16 protein-coding genes are annotated in these 13,079 nt (G+C 75.1%); 9 read left to right on the top strand and 7 right to left on the bottom strand.

What is annotated here, in order from left to right; translation table 11 throughout:
- Positions 1-4: 4 nt before the first annotated feature.
- The 3 genes from ACI6QG_RS16065 to ACI6QG_RS16055 form a co-directional block, all read right to left on the bottom strand.
- Entirely contained in the window at positions 5-895 is an 891-nt protein-coding gene (locus tag ACI6QG_RS16065; protein WP_407025595.1) for a prephenate/arogenate dehydrogenase family protein, read from the bottom strand.
- Between the two features lie 143 nt (positions 896-1,038).
- Positions 1,039-2,124: a histidinol-phosphate transaminase gene (gene hisC / locus ACI6QG_RS16060; RefSeq protein ID WP_407025594.1), complete on the bottom strand. Its 1,086-nt coding sequence runs from the start codon at positions 2,122-2,124 to the stop codon at positions 1,039-1,041.
- The gene (locus ACI6QG_RS16055) at positions 2,121-2,882 is read right to left on the bottom strand and encodes a chorismate mutase (protein ID WP_407025593.1); all 762 of its coding nucleotides are present in this window, start codon (positions 2,880-2,882) and stop codon (positions 2,121-2,123) included. The genes hisC and ACI6QG_RS16055 overlap by 4 nt, the downstream gene beginning before the upstream one ends.
- Before the next feature lie 80 nt (positions 2,883-2,962).
- On the opposite strand from ACI6QG_RS16055, the gene metX reads away from it, so the two are divergent.
- From metX to phbB, 3 genes are all read left to right on the top strand, one after another.
- The gene (metX, locus tag ACI6QG_RS16050; protein WP_407025592.1) at positions 2,963-4,111 is read left to right on the top strand and encodes a homoserine O-acetyltransferase MetX; all 1,149 of its coding nucleotides are present in this window, start codon (positions 2,963-2,965) and stop codon (positions 4,109-4,111) included.
- 23 nt (positions 4,112-4,134) lie between these two features.
- A complete protein-coding gene (gene metW / locus ACI6QG_RS16045) occupies positions 4,135-4,734 on the top strand; it encodes a methionine biosynthesis protein MetW (protein WP_407025623.1) in 600 nt (199 codons plus the stop codon).
- 72 nt (positions 4,735-4,806) lie between these two features.
- Positions 4,807-5,529, top strand: coding sequence for an acetoacetyl-CoA reductase (phbB, locus tag ACI6QG_RS16040; protein ID WP_407025591.1), 723 nt, complete (start codon positions 4,807-4,809; stop codon positions 5,527-5,529).
- Positions 5,530-5,545: 16 nt separating this feature from the next.
- Here the strand turns inward: phbB and ACI6QG_RS16035 are convergent, their stop codons facing one another.
- Genes ACI6QG_RS16035 through ACI6QG_RS16025 form a run of 3 tightly spaced genes read right to left on the bottom strand, consistent with a single transcriptional unit; the run spans position 5,546 to position 7,481 of the window.
- Complete coding sequence (locus ACI6QG_RS16035) at positions 5,546-6,013, bottom strand: YybH family protein (protein ID WP_407025590.1); 468 nt, start codon at positions 6,011-6,013, stop codon at positions 5,546-5,548.
- On the bottom strand, positions 6,013-6,507 hold the full coding sequence (locus ACI6QG_RS16030) for a hypothetical protein (protein ID WP_407025589.1): 495 nt from the start codon (positions 6,505-6,507) through the stop codon (positions 6,013-6,015). Before ACI6QG_RS16030 ends, ACI6QG_RS16035 begins: the two co-directional genes overlap by 1 nt.
- Positions 6,504-7,481, bottom strand: coding sequence for an adenosine kinase (locus ACI6QG_RS16025; RefSeq protein WP_407025588.1), 978 nt, complete (start codon positions 7,479-7,481; stop codon positions 6,504-6,506). The genes ACI6QG_RS16030 and ACI6QG_RS16025 overlap by 4 nt, the downstream gene beginning before the upstream one ends.
- Before the next feature lie 123 nt (positions 7,482-7,604).
- Between ACI6QG_RS16025 and ACI6QG_RS16020 the strand changes: the two genes are divergently transcribed.
- The 6 genes from ACI6QG_RS16020 to ACI6QG_RS15995 all read left to right on the top strand — a co-directional run bounded on the left by ACI6QG_RS16020 (position 7,605) and on the right by ACI6QG_RS15995 (position 12,824).
- Positions 7,605-8,150 carry a bactofilin family protein gene (locus tag ACI6QG_RS16020; protein ID WP_407025587.1) on the top strand — a complete coding sequence of 182 codons (546 nt, stop codon included), beginning with the start codon at positions 7,605-7,607 and terminating at the stop codon, positions 8,148-8,150.
- A gap of 43 nt (positions 8,151-8,193) precedes the next feature.
- Complete coding sequence (locus ACI6QG_RS16015) at positions 8,194-8,646, top strand: hypothetical protein (RefSeq protein WP_407025586.1); 453 nt, start codon at positions 8,194-8,196, stop codon at positions 8,644-8,646.
- Positions 8,643-9,569 carry an AEC family transporter gene (locus ACI6QG_RS16010; protein ID WP_407025585.1) on the top strand — a complete coding sequence of 309 codons (927 nt, stop codon included), beginning with the start codon at positions 8,643-8,645 and terminating at the stop codon, positions 9,567-9,569. Before ACI6QG_RS16015 ends, ACI6QG_RS16010 begins: the two co-directional genes overlap by 4 nt.
- 53 nt (positions 9,570-9,622) lie before the next feature.
- Positions 9,623-10,594 (top strand): Bug family tripartite tricarboxylate transporter substrate binding protein, encoded by a 972-nt coding sequence (locus tag ACI6QG_RS16005; RefSeq protein WP_407025584.1) that lies wholly within the window; start codon positions 9,623-9,625, stop codon positions 10,592-10,594.
- 179 nt (positions 10,595-10,773) lie between these two features.
- Positions 10,774-12,126 (top strand): hydrolase, encoded by a 1,353-nt coding sequence (locus tag ACI6QG_RS16000; RefSeq protein ID WP_407025583.1) that lies wholly within the window; start codon positions 10,774-10,776, stop codon positions 12,124-12,126.
- Positions 12,123-12,824, top strand: a complete 702-nt coding sequence (locus tag ACI6QG_RS15995; RefSeq protein WP_407025582.1) for an HAD family hydrolase — start codon at positions 12,123-12,125, stop codon at positions 12,822-12,824. Before ACI6QG_RS16000 ends, ACI6QG_RS15995 begins: the two co-directional genes overlap by 4 nt.
- Here the strand turns inward: ACI6QG_RS15995 and ACI6QG_RS15990 are convergent.
- Complete coding sequence (locus ACI6QG_RS15990) at positions 12,716-13,063, bottom strand: hypothetical protein (protein WP_407025581.1); 348 nt, start codon at positions 13,061-13,063, stop codon at positions 12,716-12,718. The two genes, ACI6QG_RS15995 and ACI6QG_RS15990, sit on opposite strands and share 109 nt — an antisense overlap.
- Between the last annotated feature and the right edge of the window lie 16 nt (positions 13,064-13,079).

Genomic DNA, 13,079 nt, shown 5'->3' with positions numbered 1-13,079 from the left:
CGCGTCACGCCTGCTTGCGCTCCAGCAGGCCGCGGCGGATCTTCCGGCCGCGCTGGATGCGGTCCACGATGAACTCCTCCTCGCCCCAGCGGATGGCGCGGCCGAAGGCCTGGGCGTCCTCGGTGAAGCGGGCCAGCATCTCCAGCACCGCCTCGCGGTTGTTGAGGAACACGTCGCGCCACATCGCCACGTCGCTGGCCGCGATGCGCGTGAAGTCGCGGAAGCCGGAGGCGGCGAATTTCAGCACGCTCTCGCGCGTCTCCTCGCTCAGGTCATCCGCGGTGCCGCAGATGGTGAAGGCGATCAGGTGCGGCAGGTGGGAGACGATGGCCACCACCTTGTCGTGCGTCACCGGATCCAGGCTCTCCACCATGGAGCCGCAGCGGCGCCAGAACTCGCGCAGCTTCTCCAGCGCCGCGGCATCCGTGCCGGGCAGCGGGGTGAGGATGCAGTAGCGCCCCTCGAACAAGGTGCTGAAGCCGGAATCCGGGCCGGAATACTCGGTGCCGGCCATCGGGTGCGCGGGGATCAGGTGGACGCCGGGCGGCACCAGCGGGCCGAGGTCGCGGATCACGCTGCCCTTGGTGGAGCCCACGTCGCTGAGGATGGCGCCGGGCTTCAGGTGGGGGGCGATGCGCGCCATCACGCCGGCGAAGGCGCCGACCGGCACGCAGAGGATCACCAGGTCGGCGCCCTTCACCGCCTCGGCGGGGTCTTCCTCCACGCGGTCGGCGAAGCCCAGCTCGCGCACGCGCCTCAGGGTCTCGGGCGACTTGGAGGTGACCACCACCTCGCGCGCCAGGTTGCCCGCCTCCCGCGCGCGGCGGGCGAGGGAGCCGCCGATCAGGCCGGCGCCGATCAGGGCGAGGCGGTCGAAGAGCGGTGCCTCACCCATGCCGCACGCGCCCTGGACGAATCCGGCCGCAACGCGGCCGGCGCCGCCCAACCGCCCTCGCAGCCGGCGCAGCAGCGGCGCGGCGCGAGCCAAGCGGCCGGAGGCCGCGCCCGGCGCCTGAGGGCGCAGAATGATGCGGGGCGTCAGCCACGCATGTGCTCTGTCAGGGCGTCAATCACCATCTGGCACTCATCCGCCGCGCCGATGGTGATGCGCAGGCAGGTGGGCAGGGCATAGCCGCCGACGGCGCGCACGATCAGGCCGCGCGCCTTCAGCGCCGCATCCGCCGCCCTGGCGGCCTCGGCGGTGCCGAAATCGGCCAGCACGAAGTTGCAGTGGGAGGGCCAGACCTTGATGCCCGCGGCCTCCAGCCCCGCCACCACCCTGGCCCGCCATTCGGTGTTGTGCGCCACGCTGCGCTCGATCCAGCCGGGCTCGGCCAGGGCGGCGATGCCGGCGGCCATGGCGGCGCTGTTCACGTTGAACGGCCCGCGGATGCGCCCGATCACATCCGCCACCTTCGCCGGCATGTAGGCCCAGCCCAGCCGCATCCCGCCCAGCCCGAAGATCTTGGAGAAGGTGCGCGTCATCACCGTGGTGCCGCTCGCATCCACCAGCGCCTGGCCGGGATCGTAATCCGGCTCCGTCACGTATTCGGCATAGGCGGCATCCAGGATCAGCAGGATGTCGTCGCGCAAGCCGGCGCGCAGGCGCTCCACCTCGGCGCGAGGCAGCAGCGCGCCGGTCGGGTTGTTGGGGTTCACCAGGCAGACCAGCTTGGTGCGCGGCCCCACCGCGGCCAGCATGGCGTCCACATCGGCCACCAGGTTGCGCTCCGGCACCTTGATGACGCGGCAGCCGGCATAGCGCCCGGCCAGCTCGTACATCACGAAGCCGTGCGCGGGCATCACCAGCTCCGTCCCCTCGCCGCCATAGGCGAGGATGAGGTAGGCGATCAGCTCATCCGAGCCGTTGCCGCAGACGATGCGCGCCGGGTCCAGCCCGAAGCGCGCGCCGATCGCCTCGCGCAGCGCGGTGGCGTGGCCGTCGGGGTAGCGATGCGCGTCGCGCGCCGCCTTGGCGATGGCCTCGACGGCGCCGGGCGGCGGGCCGAAGGCGCCCTCGTTGGACGACAGCTTGATGATGCGGTTCACGCCGGGCAGCTTCGATTCGCCGCCCACATAGGGCTCGATCGACAGGATGCTCGGGCGGGGGAGCAGGGCGTTCATGCGGCGCCTCGTTCAGGGATGGCGTAGCGGCCGAGCGCGACGGCGCCGGCGGGAACCTCGGGGCCTTCCAGCAGGGCGCGGGTCAGCCCGCCCTCGCGCCGCATCGCCAGCACCCGCGCCTGGGGGTGGCGGGCGGCGATGGCGGCGCGGCCCTCGCCCTCCGGCGCCTCGATGCGGAACAGGCACAGATCCTCGCCCGAGGCGTCGGCGCCGTGCAGCGCGACGATGGCGGCCTCCAGCGGCGGCGCGCCGGCGGACAGGAAGGGCAGGCGGGCCACCACCTGCAGGGTGTTGTCCAGGCGCATCCACCATTCCTGCCCCGGCTCGTCGCCCTCGCGCGGCCAGGGCAGCACCGCCGCCGCCGCCGCCTTGGCCGAGACGGCGTTGAGCGCCGCCGCCAGCGAGGGCTGCGGCTTCAGCGCGGTGGCGGCGCCGAAATGCTCCAGCGCCAGCCGGCCCAGCGGGATGTCGGGCGGCACCGCCACCGCCAGCCCGCCCTGCTGCGCCACCGAGGAGGCGAAGACCTCCCGCCACACCCGCACCAGGGCGGCGCGCGGCAGCGGGCCGTCGTGGCGGCGCAGCAGCCGGCGCAGGATGGCGGCCTCGCGCCCCGGCCGCAGCACGGTGCCGGCCGGCTTGGCGGCGGAGGCCGCGAGGCGCGCCACCGCCTCCGCCCGGCGCATCAGCAGGGCGTGGATCTCGTCGTCCAGCGCGTCCAGCTCGGCGCGGATCTCGGTCAGGGCGGGGGCATCTGGCATCGTTCCCCCTGGCATAGCCGCCCGGGCACCGGCCCTCAAGTTGCCGCCGGGCCGGCGCGGCCCTATCTGTCGCGCCCAGGATGAACCAGATCGCGCCCTTCCCGGCCGTCGAGCACCAGCGCGCCGTGCTGCCCGGGGGGCTGGCGCTGGATTGCGGCGTCACCATCCGCCCGCTGGCGGTCGCCTACCGCACCTACGGCACGCTAAACGCCGCGCGCTCCAACGCCGTGCTGGTCTGCCACGCGCTGACCGGCGACCAGTACGTGGCCGAGACCCAGCCGGTGACCGGCAAGGGCGGCTGGTGGGCCAACCTGGTCGGCCCCGGCCTGCCGGTGGACACCGACCGCTTCTTCGTCATCTGCGCCAACGTGCTGGGCGGCTGCATGGGCTCCACCGGCCCGCGCGAGGAGATGACGGACGAGGAAGGGCGCGGCCTGGGCCGCCCCTGGGGCACCGACTTCCCCACCATCACCATCCGCGACATGGTGCGCGCGCAGAAGCAGCTGGTGGACCACCTGGGCATCGAGCGGCTGCTGGCGGTCATCGGCGGCTCCATGGGCGGCATGCAGGTGCTGGAATGGGCGGCCACCTTCCCCGAAAGCGTGCACGCCGCCGCCCCCATCGCCTGCGCCACCCACCACAGCGCGCAGAACATCGCCTTCCACGAGGTCGGCCGCGCCGCCATCCACGCCGACCCCGACTGGAAGGGCGGCCGCTACTGGGAGGACGGGCGCATCCCCGCGCGCGGGCTGGGCGTGGCGCGCATGGTGGCGCACATCACCTACCTCAGCGAGGAGGCGCTGAGCCGCAAGTTCGGCCGCCGCCTGCAGGGGGCCAACGCCGTCACCTTCCTGGAGGACGTGTTCCAGGTGGAAAGCTACCTGCGCCACCAGGGCTCCACCTTCGTGCGGCGCTTCGACGCCAACTCCTACCTCACCATCACCCGCGCCATGGACCTGTTCGACCTGTCCAGCGGCCATGGCGGGCTTTCCGCGGCCTTCCGCGGCACGCGCACGCGCTTCCTGGTCGCCTCCTTCAGCAGCGACTGGCTGTTCCCCACCGGCGAGAGCCGCGCCCTGGTGCGCGCGCTGAACGCGGCCGCCGCGCGCACCAGCTTCATCGAGATCACCACCGACAAGGGCCACGACGCCTTCCTGCTGGACGAGCCCGACTTCCACCGCGCCCTGGGCGGCTTCCTGCGCGGCGCGGCGGCGGAGGTCGGGGCGTGAGCGTCCAGTACGTCGCGAAGAACATGCGCCTGGACCTGCGGCTGATCGCGGGGATGATCCCGCCCGGCGCGCGCGTGCTCGACATCGGCTGCGGCGACGGCGCCCTGCTGGCCCACCTCTCGGCCGAGAAGGGCGCCGACGCGCGCGGCATCGAGATCGACATGCGCGCGGCGACGGACGCGGTGGCGGCGGGGCTGTCGGTCATCCACGGCGACGCCGACAACGACCTCGCCTTCTTCCCCGACGGCGCCTTCGACTACGTGGTGCTGTCGCGCACGCTGCAGGCGGTGGAGCGCCCGCGCGAGGTGCTGCGCCAGATGCTGCGCATCGGCCGGCACGCCATCGTCTCCTTCCCCAATTTCGGCCACTGGCTGCTGCGCTGGAAGCTGCTGGCGACGGGCCGCATGCCCGACACCGAGACCTGGTCGCGCCCCTGGTACGAGACGCCCAACATCCACCCCTGCACCCTGCTGGACTTCGTCGCCCTGGCCGAGCTGGACGGCTACGTCATCGAGGAATGGCTGGCGGTGGACGAGCATGGCGGCCGCGCGCCCTGGCGGCGCTCCATCCGCCTGGCCAACCTGTTCGGCGAGCAGGCGCTGTTCAAGCTGCGGCGCAAGTAGGACGCGCTTGCCAAGCGGGGCGGTTTCGCCGTCCAATCGCCGCGTTGAAGCAACAGCCGGGGAGGCAATGTCATGGCACGGGTGGCGCTCGTCACGGGCGGGCAGCGGGGCATCGGCGCCGCGATCAGCGAGGGGCTCAAGGCGGCGGGGCGCACCGTCGTCGCCTCCTACGCCGGCAACGACGCGGCCGCCGCCGCCTTCACCGAGCGCACCGGCATCCCCTGCGTGAAGTTCGACGTGGCGGATTTCGACGCCTGCATGGCGGCGGTGCAGAAGGTGGAGGCCGAGCACGGACCGGTGGAGATCCTGGTCAACAACGCCGGCATCACCCGCGACGCCATGATGCGCAAGCTGACGCGGCAGTGGTGGGACGAGGTGATCGATACCAACCTCGGCTCCTGCTACAACATGTGCAAGGCGGTGTGGGAGGGGATGAGCGCGCGCAAGTTCGGGCGCATCGTCAACATCGGCTCCGTCAACGGGCAGGCCGGGCAGCTGGGCCAGGTGAACTACGCCGCCGCCAAGTCGGGCATCCACGGCTTCACCAAGGCGCTGGCCCAGGAAGGCGCGCGCAACCACATCACCGTCAACGCCATCGCCCCGGGCTACGTGGACACCGAGATGGTGCGCGCCGTGCCGGAGGACGTGCTGCAGAAGATCATCTCGCGCATCCCCATCGGCCGGCTGGGCAAGGCGGAGGACATCGCGCGCGGCGTCATCTTCCTCACCGCCGACGACGCGGAGTTCATCACCGGCTCGACGCTGTCCATCAACGGCGGGCAGCACATGTACTGAGGGCCGCGCGGCCCGCTCACCGCGCCTTGACGGGGCGGCGGGCGTGGCTGTCGGCGGGCACGCCGCGCGCCAGGGACATGTGCGAGTGCACCGCCACCCAGGCCTCGCCGCCGGCGGGGCCGGGCACCAGGGCCAGGGTGGTGCGCCCCGGCCGGTCGAAGCGCGTGCCGTCCGGGTGGTAGCCCGTGCTGTCGAAGGGCGCGATGGCCACCGCCAGCGTGCCGTCGGCCGAGGCCAGCACGCGCGCGGCGTCCAGCCGGAAGCGGAAGTCGCTGGTGCGCGGCCACACGCTGTCCCACTGCCGGTCGCGGAAGGGCTCCAGCCCCTCCACCACCGCCTGCACCGTGCCGAAGGCCAGGATGCGCGGGTGCCAGAACGGGTAGGCGGCGCGGTAGTCCACCTCGCGCACGCAGGCGGCGAAGCGGTCCAGCCAGTCCAGCACGGCGGCGCGCACCGCCTCCGGCGCCTCGGGCAGCGGCGGCATCAGCGCCCCCGCCGGCGCGGGCGGTCCAGCGCGGCCAGCGCCTCGTCCACCGCCGCCAGCGCGGCGTCGCGGTCGCCCTTCAGCAGCGCGGCGCGGGCGGCGGCGATGCGCGCCACCGGCCCGCCCTGCACCGCCTCGCCGGCGCGGGTGGCCAGGGTGGAGCGCGTCAGCAGCCGCGATTCCGCGCGCTCCAGCAGCTCGTTGGCCTGGCCGGCGCGGCGGGCGCGGATGGCGGCGTGGGCGGCGCGCAGCTGGGCGGCGGCGTCGTCCGCCGCCGCCGCGTCGGCGTCCTGCGCCTCGCGCCGCTGGGCCTGCACGCCGGGCGGCACCTCCGGGCGGGCGCGCTGGCGGTTCAGCTCCTCGATGGCGGCGTCGGGCCGGCCCGCCTGCGCGACGTGCGCGTGCGGGAAGGGGCGCTCATGCGCCGGCGCCGCGCCGGGGAGCAGCAGGGCCAGGGCCAGGGCAGGGGCCAGGGCGGGGGCTCGCAACCTCATGCCACCATCTCCTTCAGGTCGGCCTGCGGGCGGGCGCCGAAATGCCCGATCACCTCGGCCGCGGCGATGCTGCCCCAGCGGCCCGCCTGCTCCAAGCCCAGGCCGCGGGCGTGCGCGGCCAGGAAGCCGGCGGCGTAGGCGTCGCCCGCCCCGGTGGTGTCCACCACCTGGGCCGGGGCGGCGGGCACCGTCACCCGGGTGGTGCCAGCCAGGATGACGCTGCCCCGCGCCGAGCGCGTCAGCGCGGCGATGGCGACGTCCTGCCCGGCCCGGGCGGCGGCTTCCTCAAAGTCCTCCGTGCCGTAGAGGGCGGTGACCTCCGCCTCGTTGGCGAACAGGATGTCGGCGTCGCGGCGCACGAAGTCCAGGAAGGCGTCGCGGTGGCGGCCGACGCAGAACGGGTCGCTCAGGGTGATGGCCACCTGGCGGCCGGCGGCGCGGGCGGCGCGGGCGGCCTTGCGGAAGGCGGCCTGGGCGGCCGGGGGGTCGAACAGGTAGCCCTCCAGGTAGACGATGCCGGCGCGCGCCACCTCCGCCTCGTCCACGTCGGCCTCGCCGAAGCTGACGCAGGCGCCCAGGAAGGTGTTCATGGTGCGCTGCCCGTCGGGCGTGACGAGGATGAGGCAGCGCGCGGTGGGGGCGCCGCCCTCCAGCGGGGCGGTGGGGAAGTGCACCCCGGCGGCGCGGATGTCGTGCGCGAAGACGCGGCCCAGCGCGTCGGGCGCCACCTTGCCCAGGAAGCCCACCCGCGCGCCCAGGGCGGCGGCCACCGCGCAGGTGTTGGCGGCCGAGCCGCCGGAGGATTCCACCCCCGCCGGCATGGCGGCGTACAGCGCCTCCGCCTGCTCCGTGCTGATCAGGGACATGCCGCCCTTGGGCAGCCCGCGCTCGGCCAGGAAGGCGTCCGGGGTGGGGGCCAGCACGTCCACGATGGCGTTGCCGATGCCCAGGATGTCGAGGTCGGGAGGGGTCATCCCCCCTGGCTAGCGCCGAATTCCCACGGTGGAAACTGGCGTCCTTCCGCATTCTCGCGCATTGTCCTGGCCGGGGGGCGCCTGTAAGGACGGGCGCGAGTTTGCACAGGGGGACCGCACGACATGTCCATCTTCGGCCGCAAGAAGGATGACGGCACCGACGCGCCGGAGGCCGGGGCGCCCGCCGCCCCGCGCGAGGACCTGGCGGTCCCGACCTTCCGGGCGCCCGCGGCGAACAGCGCCCCCGTGGGCATGCCGCCGCGCCCCGCCGCGCCGCCGCCGGCCGCCGGCGCCCCGCGCCCGGCCGCGGCCCCCGGCGCCGCGCCGCGCCCCGCCACGCAGGACCGCCGCACCCTGGTGGTGGGCCGCGGCATCAGCCTGCAGGGCACCGTGGCCGACGCCGAGCGCCTGGTGGTGGAAGGCACGGTGGAGAGCCAGATGATCCAGGCCGCCGAGCTGGACGTGGCCCAGACCGGCGTGTTCCGCGGCGAGGTGCAGGTGGAGGACGCGGTGATCGCCGGCGTGTTCGACGGCACCGTCACCGCGCGCGGCAACCTCATCATCCGCGCCACCGGCACGGTGAAGGGCGTGGCCCGCTGCAAGCGCCTGTCCGTCGAGGAGGGCGGCAAGATCATGGGCAGCATGGAAATGCTCCAGGGCGAAGCCTGAGGCGAAACCCGGGGGCGTCCGCGCCCCCGCCCGGGATGTTCCCATGCCGCGCCGGAACCTGGCGTTCCTGCTGATGCTGGCCGCCTGCGGCCCTGAAGGGGGCGAGGCCGCGCTGGCGCGCGCCGCGCTGGACAGCCAGCGCGCCACCCTGCAGGCGCTGGGCGCGCCGGCGCCCGCGCTGCGCCCGGCCCCGCGCCCGGTCGCCGCCGCCCGCGCCTCCCAGTTCATGGGCGCCACGCCCGATGCGCTGCGCGCCGCCCTGGGCGAGCCGCTGCTGCGGCGGGAGGAAGGGGCGGCCGCGGTGTGGCTGTATTCGGCCGGCGGCTGCCAGCTGGACGTCATCTTCTACGACGGCGCGCAGGGGCGGCGCGTCGGGCACGTGCAGGCGCGCGCCGGCGGCGTGGCCCAGCGCACCGAGGCCGCCTGCCTGCGCGACATCCAGTCCGCCGCGCGCCGCCCGCCCGGCACGCCGCCGCCCGCCGAACTCGGCGCTTGATCCCCTACCTGGACGCCTTCGTGCCGGCCTTCGGGCTGCTGGCGCTGGGCGCCTTCCTCAAGCGCGCCCTGCTGCCGGACGACGCGGTGTGGGCGGGCATCGAGCGCCTGATCTTCTGGGTGCTGCTGCCCTGCCTGCTGGTGGCCGCCATCGGCTCGGTGAAGCTGGGCGAGGTGCCGATCGCGGGGATGATGCTGGCGATCTGGCTGGGGCTGGTGCTGGGCACCGGCCTTTCCCTGGCGCTGGCGCGCGGCTTCGGCCAGGGGCATGCCAGCCTGACCAGCGTGGTGATGGGCGGCATCCGCTTCAACAACCTGATCGGCTTCGCCATCGCCGGGGCGCTGTTCGGCCCGGCCGGGCTGGCGCTGGGGGCGGTGGCCACCGGGCTGATCGTGCCCATGGTGCAGCTGATCACCAACGCCACCTTCGCCGCCGGGCGGCCAGGCGGCTTCCGCTGGGGCGCGGCGCTGCGCCAGGTGGCGATGAACCCGCTGATGATCGCCTGCGTCATCGGCTTCGCCGTCGCCGCCCTGGGCGGGCTGCCGCCGGGGGTGAAGCCGCTGACGGAGGCGCTGGGCCGCGCCTGCGTGGCGCTGGGCCTGCTGGCGGTGGGCGCGGCGCTGACCCTGGGCGCGCTGCGCGACCGCTGGGCGCTGCAGCTGGCCACCGCGGCGCTGAAGCTGCTGCTGGTGCCGGCCGCCACCCTGGGCCTGTGCCTGTGGCTGGGGCTGGCGCCCATGGCCACCGCCATGGCGGTGCTGTTCATGGCCCTGCCCACCGCCGCCACCTCCTACGTGATGGCGCGCGCCATGGGGGGCGACGCGCCGCTGATGGCCGCCATCACCACCTCCGAGCACGCGCTGTCGGCGCTGACGCTGCCGCTGTGGATCTGGGGGCTGAAGCGGCTGGCCGGCCTCGGTTGAAGGCAGGGCGGCGGGCGTGCATGCTGCCCCGCCGCATCCTTCCCGGAGGTTCCATGCTTCATCGCCGGCCCGTCCTCGCGGGGCTCGCCGCCGCCGCCCTGGCCACGCCGGGCGCCGCCCGCGCCCAGGGCAACTTCCCCGACCGGCCGATCCGCTGGATCGTCGGCTACCCGCCCGGCGGCGCCTCGGACACCTTCGCGCGGCTGATCGGCGGCGCCATGGCGCAGCGCCTGAGCCAGAACCTGGTGGTGGAGAACCGGCCCGGCGGCGGCGCCGTGGTGGCCAGCGAGGCGGTGGCCCGGGCGCCTGCCGACGGCTACACCTGGATGCACGTGGACAACGGCATCCTCACCTACAATCCCGCGCTCTACGCCCGCCTGCCCTACAACCCGGACACCGACTTCCAGGGGGTGGGCTTCATCGGCCGCTTCCCGCTGTACCTGGTGGTGCGGCCGGACGGCCCGGCGGACTGGGCCGCCTTCGCCGCCGGCACGCGGACGCGCGCGGCCACCTACGGCACGCCGGCCGTCGCCTCGCCCCACCACCTGGCGATGGAGCTGGTGAAGCGGCGCACCGGCATCGAGGCCACCCACGTGCCCTACCGCGGCGGCCCCGCCGCCATGCAGGACCTGCTGGGCGGCCAGGTGGACTGCGTGGTGATCGACACCGCCACCGGCCTGCCCTTCCTGCGCGACCGCCGGGTGCGCGCCGTTGCCGCCTTCACCGACCGCCGCACGCCCGACGTGCCCGACGCCCCGGTGTTCAGCGAGCTGGGCTTCGCCGACACCGTGGCCTGGGGCTGGCAGGGCATGAGCGTGCCCGCCGCCACCCCCGCCCCGGTGGTGGCCCGCCTGTCGGCGGAGATGATCGCCGCCATCCAGTCGCCGGACATCCAGTCGCGCATGCGCGGCCTGGGCATCGAGTACCAGCCCTGGAGCCCGGCGCAGTTCGCCGAGTTCGTGCGCGCGGAGAACGCGCTGTGGCGCCCGCTGATCCGCGAGCTGGGCATCCGGCTGGACAGCTGAGGGCCCGCGGGGCCTTCAACCATCCAGCCGCCTTTCCCGTGCCCTCGGGCGCCGGGCGCGCTCCGCGCGCCTGGCTTGCGCCGCGCCGCTGGTGGGCCAGTTGGGCGGCAGGCCGCGCCGTGCGCGGCCAGGGCGGCCTTGCTTGGCGGAATGACGCCGGCCAGTCCATCCTGGCGGGCATGAGGATCGCCCGCCGCCCCCTGCTGTCCCTGCTCGCCGCCCCCCTGGCCGCCCCCTTGGCCGCCCCCTTGGCCGCCCGCGCCCAGCCGGCCGCCGCCCTGCCGCCCATCCTGTTCGTGCACGGCAATGGCGACCACGCGGCGCTGTGGCTGACCACCCTGTGGCGCTTCGCCGCCAATGGCTGGCCGGAGGACCGGCTGTGGGCGGTGAACATGCCCGACCCCCTGGCGCGGGCCAACGATGCCGTGGCCCAGCCGCACCGCTCCTCGAGCGCGGAGCAGACGGAGCGGCTGCGCGGCTTCGTGGGCGAGTTGCTGGCGCGCACCGGCGCGGCGAAGCTGGCGCTGGTGGGCAACAGCCGCGGCGGCTATCCCATCCGCGACCTGCTGGCGCAGGGCGGCGCCGCGCAGGTCTCCCACGCCATCACCTGCGGCACGCCCAACCGCGGCGTCTTCGACTGGGAATGGAACGAGGGCAGCGAGTTCAACGCGCGCTCGCCCTTCCTGCGCCGGCTGAACGCGGGCGAGGCCGACGTGGTGGAGGGCGTGGCCACCCTGGCCATCCGCTCGGACAACGACCTGTTCGCCCAGCCCGATGGCCGCTTCGTCGGCCGCCCCGGCACGCCCACCGGCATCACGCAGGACGGGCCGATGCTGCGCGGCGCCCGCAACATCCTGCTGCCCGGCCTGGACCACCGCGAGACCGCCTATCACTGGCGCGCCTTCCGCGAGCAGTTCCTCCATATCGCCGGCCGCGAGCCCTGGCGGCTGGACGTGCCGGCGGAACGCGACGTGACGCTGGACGGCATCGTCACCGGCCTGGAAGCCGGCGCCCCCACCAACCGCCCCGTCGCCGGCGCGGTGGTCGAGGTGTTCCGGGTGGACCCCGAGACGGCGGAACGCGCCGGCCCCGCCCTGCACCGCCGCGAAACCGGCGCCGACGGCCGCTGGGGCCCGGTGGCGGTGTCGGCGCAGGACCGGCTGGAGATCGTGCTGGCCGCGCCCGGCCACCCGGTCGCGCATCACTTCCGCTCGCCCTTCCCGCGCTCCACCGCCGTGCTGCACCTGCGCCCGCCCGCCGCGCTGTCCGAGGCCGACCGCGCCGCCGGCTGCGTGGTGCGCTTCACCCGCCCGCGCGGCTATTTCGGCTGGCCGCGCGACGTGGTGCTGATGGGAGGCGAGGCGGTGGGCGAGGCGCGCGACGGCGTGGCCTCCCTCGCGCTGGCCACCCGCCGCCTGCCCGCCGCCGCCGCCGGCCGCGCCGTGCGCTGCGTCTTCAACCAGGAGGAGGTGACGGCCCGCGCCGTGCCGCTGGCGGAGAACCGCATCGCCATCGCGGAACTCACCTGGTGAGCATCACCCATGTGGTGTTCGACGTCGGCGGGATCATCGTGGACGAGGCGCGCACCTGGCGCGGCTGGGCCGCCGTGGTGGGCCTGCCGGAAGCCGACTTCCTGGACGCCCTGCGCGACGGCATCGCGGCGGGCGAGGGCATCGGCGGCACCGTGCGGCGGCTGCGGCCGGGGCTGGACATCGCCGCGCATCGCCGGGAGCTGGCGGCGCTGGAAATCCCCGGGGAGGGCGACCTCTACCCCGATGTGCGCCCGGCCTTCGCCGCGCTGCGCGCCATGGGGCTGCGGCTGGGCATCGCCGGCAACCAGCCCCGCGGCGTGGCGGCGGCGCTGCATGGGCTGGGCCTCGGCGCCGAGTGGGTCAGCAACAGCGCCGAATGGGGGGTGAAGAAGCCCGACGCCGCCTTCTTCGCCCGCGTCGCGGAGGCCTGCGCCGCGCCGCCGCACCGCATCGCCTATGTGGGGGACCGGCTGGACAACGACGCCCGCCCCGCCCGCGCCGCCGGGATGCAGGCGGTGCTGCTGCCGCGCGGGCTGTGGGCGCACGCCTCGGGCCCCGCCGACATCGCGGCGCTGACGGAGCTGCCGGCCTACATCGGGCAGTTGAGCACCAAGCTGGCCGCCACCTCTGCCGTGGGCACCGGGCGCGGGGAAGGGCCGGTGGGCACCGCCAGGGTCTCGGCGCCGCCGACGCGGTAGGGCTGGTTGCCGGGGTTGGCCAGTTCGCGCCCCGCCGCGCGCAGGCTCAGCGTGAACAGGATGGGGCGCGGCGTGGTGTTGCGCACATGCACCAGCACCCCCCATTGCCCGTCCGAGCGCCGCTCGGCCTGCACCCGGGCCAGGCGCAGCAGCCCAGCCCGCCCGCAGGTGCCGCCGACGGCCTGCCCCGCTTCCTCATCGGCCTGGATGCGGATGATGGCGGGCGGTGCGGCGTCCATGCCCCGAGGGTGGGGC

This window comes from Sabulicella flocculans (assembly GCF_045449635.1).
Taxonomy (GTDB): domain Bacteria; phylum Pseudomonadota; class Alphaproteobacteria; order Acetobacterales; family Acetobacteraceae; genus Roseococcus.
The sequence above is the reverse complement of the archived record's forward strand: the minus strand, read 5'-3'. Positions and strand labels throughout refer to the sequence as shown.